The 18,119-nt window shown below is 43.1% G+C and carries 16 protein-coding genes; 2 read left to right on the top strand and 14 right to left on the bottom strand.

Annotation, left to right across the window (positions count from 1 at the left end; translation table 11 throughout):
* Positions 1–6: 6 nt before the first annotated feature.
* The 7 genes from B2746_RS21225 to B2746_RS21195 form a co-directional block, all read right to left on the bottom strand.
* Positions 7–483, bottom strand: coding sequence for a DUF4251 domain-containing protein (locus B2746_RS21225; protein WP_290798742.1), 477 nt, complete (start codon positions 481–483; stop codon positions 7–9).
* 54 nt (positions 484–537) lie between these two features.
* On the bottom strand, positions 538–1,146 hold the full coding sequence (locus tag B2746_RS21220; protein ID WP_290798739.1) for a hypothetical protein: 609 nt from the start codon (positions 1,144–1,146) through the stop codon (positions 538–540).
* Between the two features lie 4 nt (positions 1,147–1,150).
* Positions 1,151–1,816: a DUF4136 domain-containing protein gene (locus B2746_RS21215; protein ID WP_290798736.1), complete on the bottom strand. Its 666-nt coding sequence runs from the start codon at positions 1,814–1,816 to the stop codon at positions 1,151–1,153.
* 147 nt (positions 1,817–1,963) lie between these two features.
* Positions 1,964–3,049, bottom strand: a complete 1,086-nt coding sequence (locus tag B2746_RS21210; RefSeq protein WP_290798733.1) for a formylglycine-generating enzyme family protein — start codon at positions 3,047–3,049, stop codon at positions 1,964–1,966.
* Positions 3,050–3,135: 86 nt separating this feature from the next.
* On the bottom strand, positions 3,136–4,413 hold the full coding sequence (locus B2746_RS21205; RefSeq protein WP_290798730.1) for a M16 family metallopeptidase: 1,278 nt from the start codon (positions 4,411–4,413) through the stop codon (positions 3,136–3,138).
* Between the two features lie 54 nt (positions 4,414–4,467).
* Positions 4,468–5,706 (bottom strand): M16 family metallopeptidase, encoded by a 1,239-nt coding sequence (locus B2746_RS21200; RefSeq protein WP_290798728.1) that lies wholly within the window; start codon positions 5,704–5,706, stop codon positions 4,468–4,470.
* A 24-nt stretch (positions 5,707–5,730) separates the two neighbouring features.
* Positions 5,731–6,948, bottom strand: a complete 1,218-nt coding sequence (locus tag B2746_RS21195; RefSeq protein ID WP_290798726.1) for an aspartyl protease family protein — start codon at positions 6,946–6,948, stop codon at positions 5,731–5,733.
* A 114-nt stretch (positions 6,949–7,062) separates the two neighbouring features.
* On the opposite strand from B2746_RS21195, the gene mqnC reads away from it, so the two are divergent.
* On the top strand, positions 7,063–8,187 hold the full coding sequence (gene mqnC / locus B2746_RS21190; RefSeq protein WP_290798723.1) for a cyclic dehypoxanthinyl futalosine synthase: 1,125 nt from the start codon (positions 7,063–7,065) through the stop codon (positions 8,185–8,187).
* Positions 8,188–8,253: 66 nt separating this feature from the next.
* On the opposite strand, the gene B2746_RS21185 is transcribed toward mqnC, so the two are convergent.
* From B2746_RS21185 to B2746_RS21170, 4 genes are read right to left on the bottom strand one after another with little or no spacing between them, the layout of a single operon-like run.
* Positions 8,254–9,444 (bottom strand): DUF3570 domain-containing protein, encoded by a 1,191-nt coding sequence (locus tag B2746_RS21185; protein WP_290798720.1) that lies wholly within the window; start codon positions 9,442–9,444, stop codon positions 8,254–8,256.
* 26 nt (positions 9,445–9,470) lie between these two features.
* Positions 9,471–9,683, bottom strand: a complete 213-nt coding sequence (locus tag B2746_RS21180; RefSeq protein WP_290798717.1) for a DUF4266 domain-containing protein — start codon at positions 9,681–9,683, stop codon at positions 9,471–9,473.
* Positions 9,680–10,636 carry an FAD:protein FMN transferase gene (locus B2746_RS21175; protein ID WP_290798714.1) on the bottom strand — a complete coding sequence of 319 codons (957 nt, stop codon included), beginning with the start codon at positions 10,634–10,636 and terminating at the stop codon, positions 9,680–9,682. Before B2746_RS21175 ends, B2746_RS21180 begins: the two co-directional genes overlap by 4 nt.
* Positions 10,629–11,063, bottom strand: coding sequence for a thioredoxin family protein (locus B2746_RS21170; protein WP_290798711.1), 435 nt, complete (start codon positions 11,061–11,063; stop codon positions 10,629–10,631). The genes B2746_RS21175 and B2746_RS21170 overlap by 8 nt, the downstream gene beginning before the upstream one ends.
* 127 nt (positions 11,064–11,190) lie before the next feature.
* Between B2746_RS21170 and B2746_RS21165 the strand changes: the two genes are divergently transcribed.
* Positions 11,191–11,490, top strand: a complete 300-nt coding sequence (locus B2746_RS21165; protein ID WP_290798708.1) for a hypothetical protein — start codon at positions 11,191–11,193, stop codon at positions 11,488–11,490.
* A 13-nt stretch (positions 11,491–11,503) separates the two neighbouring features.
* Here B2746_RS21165 and B2746_RS21160 read toward each other — a convergent pair whose 3' ends face one another.
* From B2746_RS21160 to B2746_RS21150, 3 genes are all read right to left on the bottom strand, one after another.
* Positions 11,504–12,721: an ROK family protein gene (locus B2746_RS21160; RefSeq protein ID WP_290798705.1), complete on the bottom strand. Its 1,218-nt coding sequence runs from the start codon at positions 12,719–12,721 to the stop codon at positions 11,504–11,506.
* Between the two features lie 322 nt (positions 12,722–13,043).
* The gene (locus tag B2746_RS21155) at positions 13,044–14,951 is read right to left on the bottom strand and encodes a SusD/RagB family nutrient-binding outer membrane lipoprotein (protein WP_290798702.1); all 1,908 of its coding nucleotides are present in this window, start codon (positions 14,949–14,951) and stop codon (positions 13,044–13,046) included.
* Between the two features lie 27 nt (positions 14,952–14,978).
* The gene (locus B2746_RS21150; RefSeq protein WP_290798699.1) at positions 14,979–18,104 is read right to left on the bottom strand and encodes a SusC/RagA family TonB-linked outer membrane protein; all 3,126 of its coding nucleotides are present in this window, start codon (positions 18,102–18,104) and stop codon (positions 14,979–14,981) included.
* Positions 18,105–18,119 lie beyond the last annotated feature (15 nt).

Below are 18,119 nucleotides of genomic sequence, written 5' to 3'. Positions count from 1 at the left end.
AAAGCTTTATTGGGGCTGCGGCAGGGCTGTTATGTTGCCGGTATAGGAAATCGTTTGGCGGTTGATGGAATTGATCCTCAGGTCGGCAGTTCCATTGCTGAATATTATCAGCTGGATATCGCGGATATCGTTTGCATCTTTTGGCTGGATGTTGATTTCTCTTCGATTATCTTTTCCGGTGCTGCTGTTATAGTCGAAGTCTTTTGATGTAAATTTCATGCCATTTTCTGAACTGCCGATGGGTGCCTGGAAGGATCGTCCGATATAGGGAAGATCCGAATCGATCCGGTCTTTTTTTACACGGAAGGTATAGTTGCCGGTAATGAGTCGCTGCCTGCCTCCCAGAGGTCTTACAAATTCCAAATTGAACTGGTAATTTCTATCATCAACCAGTTGCAGAACTTCTGTTTCAGTGAGTTGTGGTGGCTGTGCTTTTGGGGTGCATGCCGCTATCAGCAATGCGATCACCAGTAATTTTTTCATGTGTCAGGTGTTAGAGAGGTATCAGACAGGTGTTAGAACGATGTTAGAGACGGGTCAGCGGATGCGGAAACCAGCATAACCGATTCGAAGTCCGGCAAAACTGGTTGACGAAACATCTCCTGAACCCGGAAGCATATGGTAAGTTAAGGAAAGATTCAGAGATCCTTCCCGAGCCAGTTGTATTTTCATTCCCGCTTCTGCATGTGTTAAGAATTGAAACCCCCTGTATCTAAAAGCAAGTAATCCTATATCCTGCCGCTGGTTCTGGTAAGCCGCACCCACTCCTGCTTTTACAAAAGGCACCAGTTTTTCAGAACGATCTTTGAGATCATATTGAGCCAGCGCTTCCAACCCGTAAATATTGCTGAAATTTGTCACATAGCCGGTATAGGTTCCATCATCTCCCTGAAGCTCAAGGGTCCGTTTCCCCTTTTTATCGGGAAAATAGAACCAGGATAAACCGCCTCCTAATGATAACCGATTATCCGGCAGGTATTTTCGAAATTGAAGACCAAATCCCATCAGGCCTGGTTTCTCCACAAAATTTCTGAAATCACCGGTCGGAATGGATAGCTGAAAATGCAGTTCAGGCACCACCTGCGATTTGACCTGTCCACTTATTAAAACCAGGACTATCCCAATTATAATTGATGTGATTTTCATTTTTTTAGTTTTTCAGGTAAGGTGATTGTTGGAACATTTGATCAATATTTTTTCTGATACGGGCATTAATCGATGCATCAGTCCCCTCTAGTAACCCGTTTAATATTCCAACCCAGACTACCGGAAGCGTGTTTTCCTGAGCTAATCCGGGGGCTGTTATATTTACCACCACCGTTCCGGTAGCGTAAGAACCACATACAATTCCGGATGGATAACCCCAGCCCCAGCCCGGTCCCCAACTTGGGGGATAAGCTCCCCAACCCGGATACCATCCCCAATCACAATACCAGCAATAACTGGCACAGCTCCCATAGGCCTGCTCACTTACATTGGGTAGTATAACCACATCGGCACTATTACCATTCCCTTCATTTAACCTGGTCCAACCCAATTCATTGAGATTTTGCTCCAAACTGGAAAGAATCTGATCGTCAAACCGATGGTCAGGTTCTTCTCCCGGGGGCACAGTATGTACCACTGTATCCGGTAGAAAATAGGTGTCAACTGCACCAAAATCAAATGTCCGTTCATAATTCGTGTAAACAACATCGTAGTCGGAAACAAACTCCGGAGCAGATGGCTGGCAAGAAATGAAAAATAGGGATAAGACCAAACCTGCTGAAAACTTCATATACAAACCCGGAGACGTCAATATCGATACCTTGTTCATACAAAAGGTTTTTAATCCTTATGCAGTTTTTGTACCAACCCGGTAAAAACGTCAGACACCAGTGAGACAGGTATCAGACACCTGTCTAAGAGCGTTCTATTACTTGTCTGACACCTCTCTAACAGCGTTCTAACTTGTATCTGACACCTAACGGATGCAACGGAAACCCACATGACTCATCCCGCTTTCGGGTGAACTCGCCTGCCGCGCACTCGGACGATAACGCTGACAATAGGAATCATGGCAGAGATAAGACCCTCCTTTCTGAACTCGAAGCGGCATATTCGGCTGGGATGGATCCCGACTTACCAAAGGCCCCTGCGGATTATCCCGAACCTCCCCCGGTCCGCAGGATTGATACAGATTTTTATCATACCAGTCCTGGCACCACTCCCAAACATTTCCCGCCATATCATATAAACCGTAGCCATTCGGAGCATATTGTCCAACCGGCGCCGTACCGGCATATCCATCACGCATTAAATTATCCGCCGGAAATTTGCCCTGCCAGGTATTGGCATAGGTCTTTTCATCGGTGGGCGCCTCATCACCCCAAACAAAATTCCGGCCCTCCAATCCACCACGGGCTGCAAATTCCCACTCCGCTTCCGTCGGTAACCGCTTCCCTGCCCATTTACAATAAGCCATCGCATCATTCCAACTGATATGAATCACCGGATGCTGCTCCCTTCCTGCTAAATCCGATCCCGGTCCTTCCGGGTGTTTCCAATCGGCACCATGCACCCATTTCCACCAGGCACTAATATCATTCAGGGGTACGCCAGTAGATGGCGGACTGAAAACCATGGAGCCGGCAACCAGGTCTTTTGGGTCAGGGGGAGGGGTACCATCCGGCAATTGAGCCATTATTTCCTCCAAAACCGGTGCTTTCTCCGCATCGGTCACATATCCGGTAGCATTTACAAAATCAGCAAACTGTTTATTGGTTACTTCATGAACATCCATCCAGAATCCCTTCACCTTAACATGGTGTGCAGGTCCCTCTTCCTCCCAGGCCATCTGATCATTCGAACCCATTAAAAATTGTCCCCCGGGCACCCAAACCATTCCATCAGGCGCCTCACCAGGTGGCCGGGTTTCTGACACTGTATACGAATTTTCGAAACTTTCAGGTTCTGAATCCTTCTCTCTCAAAATAAAAAACCAAACTGCAAAAGCCGAAAAAAAGGCCAGTAAGGCGATTCCGGCAAGCTTAACGATCGTCCTCTTCATAGTCCGAATTTACCAAAAAATTAACCGTTCAGGATGGTACAAATAGTCCCATCCTAAACGGTTAATATTGAAAATCTCCTATAAAATTAAATAACTACCAGCTCATAAAAAGCCTCAGGTTGAAGGTATTTCCGGGCAAGTTGTTGCAACTCTTCCGGCTGAATTGTCTTAATAGTACGTATACTCTGATAAAAATAATCCTCGTCCAAGCCGTTCAAAACGATGTTCTTCCACCGACCAATAATATGAAAAGGACCATCCAGATCCCCCAGAATTGACCCCATCAGATAATTCCGAACCAGCAGTAATTCCTCCTCATCTACCAATTCTTCCCTAAGGTCTTCCATTTCTTTATAGACTTCTTCAACCGTTGCTTCACAAACCTCCTTCCCTGCTTCCGTACTGATCAGCCAGGCCGATTGCTGTATATGATTCTGCAAATAGGAATAAATTCCATAGGTATACCCCTTATCCTCACGGATATTATTCATCAGCCTCGATCCAAAAAATCCTCCGAAAATCGCATTCAAAACCTGTACGCCAAAAAAATCAGGATGGTGCCGGTTAGGAAAATCACGTGCAATACGGATGGCTCCCTGAACCCCATTCGGATCATTCGTAACCCGGTATTTCCGCTCTGCAGCAGGTACCGCCAGGTTCGACGGAACCTCCACCACCCCACCATGCAGCGGCAGATCACCAAACTCCTGCTCCAGTAACTCAATAATATTCGGAGGCAACTTACCCGCAATGAACAGGATACACTTACCCGTCCGGTAAAACCTGTCATAAAATGCTACCAAATCTGAACGATTCAGTGCGGCCAGGTCTTCAAACCGGCTATAGGCCCCATATGGATGATCAAATCCAAACAGGTATTCATCGATCAACCGATTCGCAACAAAATCGTTTTTCTTTAAATTAACTTCGAGGCGCTGCCGGTTATTCTGTTGAAACAACAACAATTCCTCTTCAGGGAAATTGGCATCTGTCAATAGCTCCCGAACCAATGGCAACAACTTTGAAAGATGTTTGGTCAGACTATGCAGGGTAATGGTGGATGTTTCATGGTAAGAGGCACGAGCCAGACTTGCCCCATAATAATCCACCTGTTCGCTGATCGCAAACGCCGACTTCTGGCTGGTTCCGTTTTTTATTAGGTGATTCGTGGCAGAAGCAACCATTTTCTTCTCTTCATAGCAATTGCCCGCAAAAAAGACCCACTCTATCTGGATCAACTCCTCTGCCCCGGCATTTACTGCATATACTTCAACCCCATTACTTAATACATATTTATCATAGGGTTTAAGCTTAAGGTCAAACTCAACCGCATCTTTTATCGGAGGCGCTATTTTTCTATTCATAATGAACGTGAAAGGTAAAAAAAAGAGGTTACCCCACTTTTTACTTTTAACTCTTTACTTTTTACTTCTATAATATAATGTATGACTGTTCTTCTCTTCAAAAAGCCGGCGACCCAGCTCTACCAGTTGATCGGCAGTTACCTCATTGTAACGCGCCAGCTCGGTATTCATCAGGTTGGCATCTCCCAATAATTCATAATATGCCAGACTGGAGGCCCGATTCATTACACTCATATCCTCAAAGGCCATGGTGCTTTCGGTCTTGTTTTTTACCTTTTCAAGCTCCGTAGCCGTAACCCCTTCATTCATCAATAAGTCCAATTGAGCCTGAACAGCCAGTTCTGCATCCTCAAACCGAACCCCCTTCACCAATTTGCCATCAATACAAATTAAACCGGCATCCGAAGACCCATAATGATAGCAGTCGACATTGGTGAACAATTGTTTTTCCTTCACCAGGGATTGATACAATCGCGAAGAAGTCCCTCCACCCAAAATATCTGTTACAAGATCCGCTACATAATAATCCGGGTCCAGCCGTGCTGGCATATGCCAGGTCTTCAGGAAGGCATCCACGGGCACATCCGCCGTAATATCCATTCTCCGCGCTTCCTGTTGCTCCTCTTCCTGCGGCAAGGACCGACTGTATTTTTCACCTGGCGGGATATCACCAAACCATTTCACAGCCAGTTCATAGACCTGCTCAGTTACCACATTTCCTGCCACCACCAGGATGGCATTCATCGGATTATAGTGTTTCCTGAAAAACTTCTTCACGTCATCCAGACTGGCATCCTCTACATGCTTTAACTCCTTGCCGATGGTCATCCAGCGATAAGGATGCTTTTCATAGGCCATCTCCCTCATCTTAAACCAGATATCGCCATAGGGCCGGTTGATATAATGCTCCTTGAACTCTTCACACACTACTTTCCGCTGTACTTCCAGACTTTTTTTACTGAACGCCAGACTAAGCATCCGATCACTCTCCAGCCAAAAAGCTGTCTCAATATTGGCGGAAGGAAGCTGACAATAATAATTGGTCAGATCATTGGTGGTGTAGGCATTGTTTTCACCTCCTGCTTTCTGCAACTCATCGTCGTACTCCGGTATATTGATACTTCCACCAAACATCAGGTGCTCAAAAAGGTGTGCAAACCCGGTTCTGTCGGGATCTTCATCCCTGGCACCAACATCATATAGCACATTCACTACTGCCATCGGTGTGCTGTTATCTTCATGAACCAGTACCTTCAATCCATTCGGCAGGACAAATCTTGAAAATTGAATCATAGTGCAAACTTAATTCAAAAGACCTCATTTCTTCTTTTTCAGGATACTTCCCACTTTCATATACAATTCTTCGAGGTCTCCATCCGCCTGTCTGACCACCAAAAATTTTAATCGGGCGCCTGTTTGCTGTAACATACTTCGATAAGCCTGAATGCTTCGGCTCATATTATTATCTACGGCGATAATGATATCTCCCACTTTAAACCCCGCATTTTCGGCAGGCGATCCCGGCATTATATCCGTAACCGTAACCTGGCCATCGATAAAATAAAAACCCAGACCGGTATAGGCATAATCAAATGCCTCCCGAAAATGGCGGTTTGGCGTAAGATGAATCTCCCGGCGCTCATAGTTTAATATTACATTAAACCTGCGAAGCAGATCATTACCTATCAGTCCGCCCAGATAAGGATAGGAAGTTACATTAAACTCATCTTCAAATATAAAGGTGGGTACCCGCCTGAATTTATACGGACCTATTCGAAATTCCTTTGTAGTAGTCAATTTCATAAATGTCTTACCTCCCAATCCTTCTGCCTGTGTTGTCCAGAATTTTTTCTTCCTGCTGTACATACTGCTGTCGGCAATAAAATCTTCCGTTAGCAAAAGCGATAAGCCGGCCCCTGTGTCAAAGAAAAACCGGGTGCTGATTTTACTTTCTTCGCGGATTCGGTTGGTCGTGACCGGAATAGTCGCCAGATTGGGCCGGATCATGAAACCACCCTTCGGATATTTAATCGAGCCCCTGGTATAAACGGAAATCCGGTTGGTATCATAATCTAACTTTACGATGTACCGTGAAAAAAAGCTGTACCCGATAATTCCATCTATATGTTCCCCATAAACACTGGTCAGAATTTCATAATCATTTACATGAAAATTCAGGCTATCTACTGTTAAACCGGGAAAATGAAGGCTATTATTATAGGAAAACCGCACTTTTTTGATTCCGGCAATACCTCTGATCGTTCGATCGGTGGCTACCGTCGGGATTTTCAATCGATCCACCGTACTGGAATCCAGCGAAATCCCACCACTCCCTGTATCCAATATAAAAGTCAGAGAATCAGGGTATTGATTCAATTTTGCGCGAAGCGTAACCACCCCGCCGCTGTACATTCTAAAACCAAAACTTGTAATATGTTGTGTTGGCGGTTGAGAAAAATATTCCTGCGCAGCCGCTGGAACTAATAGTCCGTTCAGCAATACAATCGTAAGCAGAGTGGTTAGTAGGTTACGCACTGAATGAATTTACAATCAAATTAAGACCCATCCGCACCGATGGTCACAAATTATTTGAAGCCATCCAACATTCACAGCCTAATTTTGTTGGTCATAACGGATTAAAATCGCACCATGCAATTAGCTGAACTGTACCGTAAAGCCCTGAATTTTGAATTTCTGTCCGTAGAAGAAGCTGTATACCTCTTCCACCAGGCACCCCTGACCGATTTGATGCAGGTAGCAGATACCCTCCGTAAAATACAGGTGCCCCACGGAAAAGTTACCTGGATTATCGATCGCAATATGAATACCACGAATGTTTGTATTGCCAATTGTAAATTCTGTAATTTTTATCGCATACCCGGACATGCAGAGGCCTATATAACCGACATCGGTACCTATAAAGTCAAAATAGAAGAAACCTTTAAATATGGCGGTGAGCAATTGCTCCTCCAGGGAGGCCATCACCCGGAACTCGGATTAGCCTATTATGTTGACTTGTTCAAGCAATTAAAGCAGTTATTCCCCCAACTTAAATTGCATGCACTTGGTCCACCGGAAGTTGCCCATATCTGCAAACTGGAAAAGAAATCGCACCATGAAGTGCTAAAAGCACTGAAAGAGGCCGGAATGGACTCCTTACCCGGACCAGGTGCAGAAATTCTGGTTGATCGGGTACGCCGCCTGATCAGCAAAGGTAAATGTGGATCGCAGGAATGGCTCGATATCATGCATGAAGCGCATAAACTTAACCTGACTACCTCCGGTACCATGATGTTCGGGCATGTAGAAACAATCGAAGAACGCATGGAACACCTGGTTAAATTAAGAGATGTTCAGGCTCGTAAACCGGATGGCGTAAAGGGATTTGTTGCCTTTATTCCCTGGACCTTCCAGGATGTAGACACGCTGCTAACCAGAATTCGGGGGGTTCATAACCTGACAACATCCGAAGAATATATCCGGATGATTGCGATCAGCCGTATTATGCTGCCCAATATTAAAAATATCCAGGCAAGCTGGCTGACAGTTGGAAAGGAAGTGGCGCAGCTCTGTTTACAAGCCGGCGCCAATGATTTCGGTAGTATCATGATTGAAGAAAACGTGGTAAGTGCCGCAGGTGCACCACACCGTTTTACCTATAAAAGTATTCAGGCGGCAATCCGTGAAGCCGGATTTGAACCCCAGCTCAGAAACCAGCAATATGAATTCCGGGAATTGCCGGCGCAGATTCAGGAGCAGGTAATCAACTATTGAGTTGAACACCCTATTCACCCATTCACCCATTCACCTTATTCACCTTATTCACTTTATTCACCTTATTCACTTCCATTTAAGGTGAACTGAAACTATATTCGACTGAAGTGTATTGCTCCTTGAATAATGCCCATAGCGTAGTTCAAGACTGTTGAAGTGTTGTATTCCAAACACTCCTTTTGGAGGGGCCAGTCGGATTCCTGAACCGAAAAAATGACTGGTGAATTTGGATAAATCAAAATTGCTGGTATAAAAATCTTTCCCTGGTGTATGTGTCAGATAGGGCTCGAAATAGTCCACTCCGGTCTGCTGGTAAAAGCGATAAAATGGTGATACTGAAAAAAATGGACTGATTTTAACCGATGTTTCCAGACTTGCCGTATGCGCTGTCAAACCCCAATTATCAAAATAATAACGATAGTAAGATCGAAGTACCAGTCTGTCTCCCGCAAAGTAATTGGCCCGAAATCCAAGCGGAACCTTAAACCTGCTATCCGGTAATCGCTCTACATGCACCGTTCCATCCGTAAAATATACCCGGTTGAACGGAAGCGATAAATACCCCTGTTGCTGTACCAGGTCAAGTAAGAAGGCCAATTGAAATCGCTGGTTGATAATTTGTGACCAGGACATGGCCAGGCTATAGGAATTTCTGCTGTCACCACCCCGCTTCAGCGGATCTGTTGAATTTCCATCACGTAGTTCAATGGGGTAAATCAGACTGATCTGGTCAAGATAAACCTGCCCCTTAACCGTTAATTCACCCATTTTATTGGCGGTTTTTTTAGATCCGTGAATGGAAGCACCAATTGAAGTATAATCATATTCGCCACTATAAGATAATCCGGCACCCCATTCTGTTCCTTTCTTTTCGTTTTCGCGACTAAAAGAGAAAGAGGGGTAAATACGGGTATCGGCATAGGATGCGGAGCTAACTGATTTCGGATCAATTTTATCAGAAGATGCAGAAGTATAATGATCCAAACCTATATCTGCGGACCATGTTTGTTTTCGATTCGCACGGTCATAACGGATCAGTTTTACCTCCAGCGAATTGGAAAAATCGGTGAGCTTCTGCGAGCCGATTCCGCCTGTTACAGCCGCATGATCACCTTCCTGATGGTAATAACTGGATACCAGATTAATCTCCTCAATTTTCAATTTTCGGGAACGATAACTGCTATCGGTATTGGATTGGGAAAAGGCGGCGAACAGGCCGATATACAACCCGACTACAGTCAGACATATTTTTTTCATGAACGATCAGTTCTTACTTGTTAGAATTAATTGCAACCACAACCACCACCAGATTTTCCTGCATTGGCACCGGAAGCACCTTCTCTGTAGGATTGAAAACTGAGTTCTGTTTTTTCAATTTTGCGGTTAGCCAGGATCATTTCCGCATCATTCAGGCGATTCTTTTGAAATTCCTTCACTACCTGACAACTGCTTGTACCTGTCAGGAGCAGTAATCCCAATCCAATTTTTTTAATCATATTACCTGTATATTTTTAGTTGTGTGAAGCTGGTTATTTTCATCAATTATCAAAGCTGCCACCTGTTTCATCTGGTTGAGCAAATCAAGGCCGACTGCTTTTCCCATTACCATTACCGGTGTGGCAAGGGCATCCGATAATTCGGCATATGGACTTATTATGGTCACGCTTTTAATACCACTAACAGGCATGCCGGTTCGGGGATCGATGGTATGCGAATAACGCTTACCCCCGATCTCTACAAACTTTTCATAATTGCCGGAAGTAGCAACAGACATATCGGTGATATTGATATAGGAAAACAAATGACTGGCAGCTCGGGGATCTGCTATTCCGATGGTCCAGGGCTCCCCGTTTTCCTGTTTGCCCCAGGCGGTTAAATCACCCGCTGCATTAACAATTCCACTTTTTACTCCCTGTTTAACCAGTACTTCTTTAGCCCGGTCAGCAGCATATCCTTTTCCGATACCTCCAAACCCAATCCGCATTCCCTTTTCTTTTAGGAAAACAGTTTTATTCAATGGGTCTATTTCAATGTTCTGATAATTGATCAGCTGAACTGCTTTTTTCGCCAGTATGGGATCCGGCAGACTTTTCATTCCCGCATCAAAATTCCAGAATCGTTTATCGATAGATCCATAAGAAAGGTCAAAAGCCCCCTGCGTCAATGCAGCTATTCGTTGTGCTCTCTGGATCAAAGCAATAAATTCAGTAGAAACTTCAACCGGAGCTAAACCCGCCATTTCATTAATCCGGTTAGTTTCACTTTCAGGATGGTAGGTAGTTAACAGTGCTTCAATTCGGCGTATTTCATCTACAGCCAGCTGAATCAACTCTTCAGCACGTTCACTATCTGATTCCTGAATACTTATTTCGAAGCGATTGCCCATTAATTTGAGGGCTCTTTTTACCAGCGTATTGCCTTCCTGAGGCAGCGTAGTTTTGTTATTCATGGGTGAGTTCGCGTAATTCTTTTAAAAATCCATTGGCCTGATTCACCGGGAAACCTTCCCAGGATTTTATTACATGGCCATTTTCATCCAGTAAAAGGGTTAGGGGGAAACTTCCTTTTTCATTGTAACGTTCAGCCAGTGCATCATTTTTTTGCTGTTGTTCCTTTGAGAGTTGATTTTTCTTAGACCTTGGGAAATCAGCCCTTACAAGAACCAGTTCCTCAGTTGCAAGCTGTTCAAAATCAGCCGATTGAAATACTTCCCTGGTTAATCTTATACAGGGTCCGCACCAGTCCGAGCCAGAAAAATTCAGCAGCATCTGTTTATGTTCTTTTTGTGCCTGGGTTTGCGCGGACTGAAAATCAGTAAACCAAATAAGCCCGTTTAAATGCGTTAATAGTAGCAACAAAACTGAGGGAATTAGCATTTTTTAATCCAATTTTAATCTAAATCTAATCTGATTCTAATGTCGTCAATGTGATTTTGGTCACTCGCTCCCCTGATTTTTTCTTTTTTAATACAACTTTTCATGTTTTTACCACGTCTGAATAAGCATGAATAGAGAAAGTTCGAAAGCGCCTTCGCTGGTGCTCTGCCTGGTGCTGGATGCCGTTGGTTATTTCACCTATGCATTACCGGTTTTGGGAGAATTTGGGGACCTGATCTGGGCGCCCCTGTCCGGACTCCTATTTTACCGATTATTTGGAGGATGGAAAGGTGCTTTGGGTGGGGTTTTCGCATTTGCGGAAGAGTTGCTACCGTTTACCGATTTCATTCCCAGTTTTACGATTGGCTGGCTGGTCCAGCGATTTGGTACCCGGTCAACCAGGAATCCGGTAACTCTTATCAAATAACAGGAATTTAAAATCAGGCTGCAAACGGATGGTTTTTGGGCTTGGGCTTTCTATTGGTGAAACGTTTATCCAGCTGCTCCACCACCAGAGCTGCGGCACCCAATATTTCTGCGTCTTTGTTCAAGTCTGAAATAGTTAACTGGGTATACGCAGCCAGTCGTGGAATACAATACCTGTTAAGTGCCTGCTGAATTGGGGGTAATAATAGTCTGCCTGCAATTGAGCCACGGCCGCTGAATACAATTTGTTCGGGATTCATGATATGCACCAATATGGCAACACCCCGGCCAATATTATAGGCTACTTCGGATAAGAGTTCCACAGCTAACTGGTCTCCGCGAATCGCAGCATTGAGCACCATTTCACAGGCAACTTCAATATCATCGGGTAAAAATTTAATACTTGTAACCCTGCCTGAAAGGATACCCTCTTTTGTTTTATTGACCATTTCCTTCAGAGAGGCTTCGGTTTCCAGGCAACCGCTTTTCCCGCATCCGCAAAGTTTGTTGTTGTTGAAAAGTGGCATATGACTGAATTCTCCGGCAAAACCATTGTATCCTCTGAAGAGAGATCCATTTAATATCATACCAAGTCCAATTCCCCATGAAATATTAATTACCATAACATTGCTTCGATCCATTGAACCTCCGATTTTTAGTTCGGCAAGTGCAATTAGGCTGGAGTCATTATCGATAAAAACCGGCAAACCCAGCAGCTTTTCCATCTTTTCGCTGATACTTTTACCCTGGTTATCGAGGTAGGAATAATTTACCCCCTTCGAACTATCAATAAACCCAGGCATACCGATTCCCACCCCCTGGAGCTTTTCAAAAGGGATGGAAACTTCTCCGATATACCTGCTTATCAACTGAATCAATTCATCCAAAGAATCCGGATTTTCATTGAGAACCAGGCTATATTTTAGTTCATTAGTGCGTTCAAAATTCTGAAGATCAACCAGGGCAATTTTGGTAACCATCTGGTCCATTGCTACGGCAATAGCATACATTTTGCCTGGCGTAATGGCATAGGTCTGCGGTCTGCGTCCCCCGGTAGAAGGAGCTAATCCTTTTTCGATTATAACACCATCCTCAACCAGTTCATTCAGCATTCGCATGGTTAAGGGTAAGCTTTTTTGCAAGCGAACACTTATTTCCGATGCGGAAAGCATATTCCCGAAGCAGAGTTCCTTTAAGATTCTTGCTTTATATATGGTGGATTTTGATGCCATTCTAATTGAACTATGTGTTGATAAGGTTCTGCTTGTAACCAGCATTTCGGTTAACCTCTTGGTTTTTTCGATAAAAGCTGGTACCGGTCAGTAAGTTGAATGCAAGAGTTTATGTAGATTCAATAAACTGTATGCCACAATACAATTTGCTGATTATCAAATTACTGTGTTCTAATTTTCAAGTTTATCTGTTTGGTATTGATACAATAACTGTTCGCATTTGAGCTAGCAGCAGAGAAGCTGAAATATGAAAAAGGCTGCCTCGTTGGAGACAGCCTTTTGCTACTAATTGTTTACCCGATCAGGGGATCAACACAATGTGTTACGGTTTCTTAGCCCACCAGAGCGGAGTTAATACAGCGTCTGGTCCACCAAGTAAACTTACAGCCTGGTCATATCCAGCCTGATTGCTTGATTGGAGACTGGACGGATATTTTAAACGCTGTGGAAAGAAATTTACCTGTGCTGTTTTATAGTTGGTGCTATTCAAAGCAGGCATATTCACCAGAGGGTTTTCAACTGCCGGATTTTCAAAGAACGGCAATCCAAGGCGACGGTGATCACTCCACGCTTCCAGAGGAAGATAAGGGGTTTGTGCAATGAATTTTTGTGTGATGATTTTAGTAAGAAGATCATTGCGCACAGTACCACCCTGATACAGGTTATTTACAGGATATTCAACCTGAACAACACCTGGTGTATTTGTATAACCATCAATATAAGTCATGGCATGAGTTGCACCTGGCTCTGTAGTATGTGTCCAGCTAACTGAGGTACCAGCCATATTATACTCAGTTGACGCTTTATAGGCTGTAGCATGATTACTAACACCCCAATACGTAAAGCTTGCATCGATTCCAGCTTCATAAGCAGCCTGACCAGACATTGGTACAGTCCAGTTTCTAACTGCAGCTTCGGCAATCAGAAAATAGGTTTCCCAAGGCGCAAAGTAGATTCTCTTATTGGCACTGTTTCTGAATTTTTGACCATGACGAGGAATCGCTCCATTGTACGAACGGATTTGGTTCTTCGCTCCTTTTGCACCCCAGTCTCCGTTAGCAGGTGCATTCCAGGTACCTGCCGCATCCAGCGTCTTTACAACACCACCGGAAGCATCTACCAGATTACGAACTGTAGTTTTAGCAGAATTATCCCAGGAAGGGTAACTGTTAAAGTCTGAATTGGTAAAGTCCCCAGGAATGATGTAAGCTTTGTACGCTCTTGGATCTACTGTATTTGGCAAACCATCGAGCCAGTATCCAGCAGATGGATCATTGGTTAAAGTGGTAAAATGATCCAGGAATCGCATCCCGATATATCCGGCTGGTTTTATATGTGATTGCATATTCGCACCAACCTGATCTGCTGATTCAATACCACCCAAACCAATTGTAAGGTTACGCATGGTTGCAGAAAGTTGAAAATAATTCCATTCTCTGGTCATAACACCTGTAAGTGCATGCCAGCCACCTAATTCAGCTACCTGAAACATATCATCAGCCGTGGTGATTAACGGTTTTGTTACAGCATCTTCAAACTCAGCTTTGGCTTTTGCTGCATCTACTTCTGATAATCGCATAGCCAAACGAAGCCGCATTGAGTTTGCATACCTTTGCCATTTGGCAAAGTTGAATCCATAAGCAAGATCAAATTTGGCATCGGGCCCCGCAACATCCGGTTCAATTTTCGAAGCAGCATCCTTCAATTCGCTAAGCATAAAATAATACACTTCCTTTTCGCTGCTGAATTCAGGATTTGTTCCCTGAAATGCATTGATAGGAATAGGACCGAAATTATCAGTCAGCTCACTCATCAGATAAGCCCTGTAAATCCTGGAAACCTGCAAAAGGTTATTGGTATAGGATTTAGCGGTTCCTTTTTCTAATTGACTCTCTGCTACCTGTACTCCTGAGTTGATAGCGTTTAACCAGCCTCCCATATAACCGCCTCCATAATAATCGCTGCTCCAGCCATCATTGTAGCCACCGGACGAAATACCACCACCAAATTGCTGTCTGCCGGCAGTTTTCCAGTACAGTACAAAAATTCGTTCTGCAATATGTGGATCCTGCTGGCTACCAGTTATGGCATTGTTTATAAAATATTCAACCTGTACCTGATCTTCCGTAACCAGGAAAGGATCTTTATTTATCTCATCAAATTTATTACACCCGCTTAACAGACTGGCTGAAATAGCCAGTGAAGCTGTGTATTTAAAAATAGATCTCATATACTAAATAAGTTTGTTGTTAAGTAATCAAAATCCAATGTTCACACTGAATAAAAAGCTTCTCATGGTTGGAAAAGCTCCATTTTCAAAACCTACTGCATTACTTCCGGTTGCAAAAACTGATTCAGGATCAATTCCATTCATATGGCTCTTTATCATCCATACATTATTACAGGAAAGGGCAATTCTTGCAGATTGAAGCGGCGTTTTAGCTAAAACTGATTTTGCAAAACTGTAAGTTAATTGAACATTACGTAGCCGGATATTGGTAGCATCATAAATATAAGCTTCACCTACACCAAGATTATTCAGCGTTGATAACTGACCCCAATATTGTTGCTGAGTAACTGTTTCTGAGTTTTTACTGAATCCACCTGAACCGTCCTGAATCACTCCATCCACAACAAAATCAGGTCTTGCACCACCTGGAGCAGTTACTGCAGCTACACCAAAACGTTGTAAGCCTACATTGGAAGCAGAAAACATTTCACCGCCCAACCGTCCATCGACCAGGAAGGAGAGTCCGAAATTCTTGTAATTGAACGTGTTTGTAATACCGAGCAATGCTTTTGCCTGCTGATTTCCCAATAGGAATAACTCGGAAGTTCGCTGAGGTAGTCCATCAGAGTTTAAGAGCAATTGACCAAAATAAGGACTTGATTGATCTTCTACCCGCAACAATTTAGTTCCATAAATGTCACCATATAATCCGCCGGTATTGGCACGAATAAACAAATCATCAAATGCTCCGAGATCGAATCGGTTTACATCAATATTACTGGCTATATCAATAATTTTATTTTCATTTCTTGAATAGTTAGCGATAATATTCCAACTGAGTGATTTTGGATTTGACAACACTCGGTAATCTACAACCAATTCAATTCCCTTATTCTGAATATTACCTGCATTTATAATTCTATTTCCATAACCACTTAATGGATCCATAGGAATTCTGATAAGTTGGTTGGTTGCATTTGATTTATACCATGTAAAATCAATTCCAAGGCGATTGTTAAAGAATCTGCTCTCCACACCAAACTCCAGGTTTTTAATTAGTTCACTTACTACATTGGAATCTTTTAATAATTGAATTCTGGATGCGGTGGTATTACCATTTGGTCCTCGGCCAATATTAAAACCATTATACAAATTAAAAGGATCCATATCATTACCTACGGTGGCATGTGAAGCTCTTAATTTGAGATAACTTAACCAGGATGGAGTTTTACCACCCAGCGATTCCATCATATCAGTGAAGACATAAGAAAGACTAAATGATGGATAAAAATAAGAACGATTGGCTTTAATTAAAGAGGAAGACCAGTCATTCCTGGTAGTGACATCTAAATAAATGAATCCATCATAGTTCAATCCAAAGGTCCCGTATAAAGAATTAATTTTTTTATTGCTATACCACTGGCTTACACTTGGAGGGTTTACACCATTTGTTAGAGAAAAGACATCTGGCACTTCTAATTGTCCGGTACCCACATTAATTGAGCTGCTTTCGGTATGCATAAGGTTCCCACCTACCGATGCAATTCCACCAAACTTTCCAAATAAATTGTCTTTTTTAGCAGTAATTAATGCGCTGTAGTTTGTTTCAAAGAATGTTTGTTTTCCCTCGCTGTATTCATTCGCCCTGTTACTTCCGGCATATACTTTACGTTGAGAACTCGTAGTATAAATATCGCCTCCAGCTTTGATCTCTGCATCAAGCCAATCAGTGAACGCATACTTAACTGATCCATTAATCATGAATCGATCACGTACATCCTTATTGAGGTTGTAATTGGTATTCCAGTGCGGATTATTTTGCCAACCAGGAGCACCTTCATACCAGATCATTCCTCCATCCTCATTTCTAGAAGTTTTAAAATCGTTGATATTCATACTTCTTGGCAGGGTATATAATGTAAATACATTGCTTACATCCCGTCCATTAATCGGGCGATTGAAACCTGCCGTATTATTATAAGAAATCTTTACGTCGGTTGTCCACCGATTGTCTTTACCAAATTTGGATACTGCGCGCGTAGTCAGATTGGTTCTTTCCAATTTATTATTTGGTATAATGCTTTTATCAATCCAACGGCCAAGTGAAGTATACACAGCAGTTGCACCTAATTGTTGTTGAAAAGATAAATTGTAACTCTGTGAAGTGCCTGAACGAAGGAAATTATCTACATTATCATGTGAGGTAGTTAATGGAGCAGTTGATCCATCCCATTTTGTAACATCCTGTCCTTCTGCTTTTGGTCCCCAGCTTAATTGACTGTTTCGATCGTAAATTCCCTGATCTCCCTGACCAAAACTATTCTGAATATCCGGTTTGATAAAAATATTCTCAATACCCTGATTCATAGTAAAATTAATACCCAGTCCGTTACTCTTACGTCCAGATTTGGTAGTAATCAGAATAACACCATTACCCGCTCTAGAACCATACAATGCAGCCGCAGAAGGGCCTTTCAGAATGGACATGCTTTCAATGTCTTCGGCATTAATATCACCCAAACCATTTCCTTTGTCAAAGCCTGCACTCCAGTATCCATTTTCAGTTGTACCGGTGAAGTTGTCAATTGGTATTCCATCTACTACAATCAAGGGTTGATTCGACCCTTGTAAAGAAGTGTTTCCTCTTAATACAATTTTTGAAGAACCACCAGCCCCATTACTGGATCGAACTACCTGCAGACCAGCAACTTTACCTGTCAGTGCATTGGCAATGTTTGTTTCACGGGCATCAGAAATCGCAGAACCCTTTATTTCCTGAACTGCATAACCCAGTGATTTTTTCTGCCGCTTGATTCCAAGTGCAGTTACAACAACTTCATCCAGATTCCCTGATCCTTTTTCAAGCGTGATATCAAATGATGTTTGTTGTCCTACCGTAATTTCCTGATTACTGAAATTGATGGCGGAAATTACAATTACAGCGTTTGAACCTTCAACGAATAGATTGAACACACCATCATCATTCGTTGTAATCCCATTAGAGGTTCCTTTTTCAATAACCGTGGCGCCGGAGATTGGAGCGCCTTGTTTGTCCTTGACTGTTCCTGACACCTGCCTGGACTGGGCCACAGCCACTGTAGCGAAGCAGCTGGCCACCAGAAAGAGCAGAAACGTTTGGATCCGTTTTTTCATTGCAGTTGATTTTGA

It is taken from the genome of Flavihumibacter sp. UBA7668 (genome assembly GCF_002483205.1).
Lineage (GTDB): Bacteria > Bacteroidota > Bacteroidia > Chitinophagales > Chitinophagaceae > Flavihumibacter.
This window is presented reverse-complemented; position numbering and strand designations above follow the sequence as displayed.

Bases quoted from the DNA above. Each gene is read 5' to 3' on its own strand.
- B2746_RS21170 (WP_290798711.1), bottom strand. From the start codon at position 11,063: ATGCTAATTCCCTCAGTTTTGTTGCTACTATTAACGCATTTAAACGGG.
- B2746_RS21155 (WP_290798702.1), bottom strand. From the start codon at position 14,951: ATGAGATCTATTTTTAAATACACAGCTTCACTGGCTATTTCAGCCAGT.
- B2746_RS21165 (WP_290798708.1), top strand. From the start codon at position 11,191: ATGAATAGAGAAAGTTCGAAAGCGCCTTCGCTGGTGCTCTGCCTGGTG.
- B2746_RS21180 (WP_290798717.1), bottom strand. From the start codon at position 9,683: ATGATTAAAAAAATTGGATTGGGATTACTGCTCCTGACAGGTACAAGC.
- B2746_RS21205 (WP_290798730.1), bottom strand. From the start codon at position 4,413: ATGAATAGAAAAATAGCGCCTCCGATAAAAGATGCGGTTGAGTTTGAC.
- B2746_RS21185 (WP_290798720.1), bottom strand. From the start codon at position 9,444: ATGAAAAAAATATGTCTGACTGTAGTCGGGTTGTATATCGGCCTGTTC.
- B2746_RS21175 (WP_290798714.1), bottom strand. From the start codon at position 10,636: ATGAATAACAAAACTACGCTGCCTCAGGAAGGCAATACGCTGGTAAAA.
- mqnC (WP_290798723.1), top strand. From the start codon at position 7,063: ATGCAATTAGCTGAACTGTACCGTAAAGCCCTGAATTTTGAATTTCTG.
- B2746_RS21225 (WP_290798742.1), bottom strand. From the start codon at position 483: ATGAAAAAATTACTGGTGATCGCATTGCTGATAGCGGCATGCACCCCA.
- B2746_RS21215 (WP_290798736.1), bottom strand. From the start codon at position 1,816: ATGAACAAGGTATCGATATTGACGTCTCCGGGTTTGTATATGAAGTTT.
- B2746_RS21160 (WP_290798705.1), bottom strand. From the start codon at position 12,721: ATGGCATCAAAATCCACCATATATAAAGCAAGAATCTTAAAGGAACTC.
- B2746_RS21150 (WP_290798699.1), bottom strand. From the start codon at position 18,104: ATGAAAAAACGGATCCAAACGTTTCTGCTCTTTCTGGTGGCCAGCTGC.
- B2746_RS21210 (WP_290798733.1), bottom strand. From the start codon at position 3,049: ATGAAGAGGACGATCGTTAAGCTTGCCGGAATCGCCTTACTGGCCTTT.
- B2746_RS21200 (WP_290798728.1), bottom strand. From the start codon at position 5,706: ATGATTCAATTTTCAAGATTTGTCCTGCCGAATGGATTGAAGGTACTG.
- B2746_RS21220 (WP_290798739.1), bottom strand. From the start codon at position 1,146: ATGAAAATCACATCAATTATAATTGGGATAGTCCTGGTTTTAATAAGT.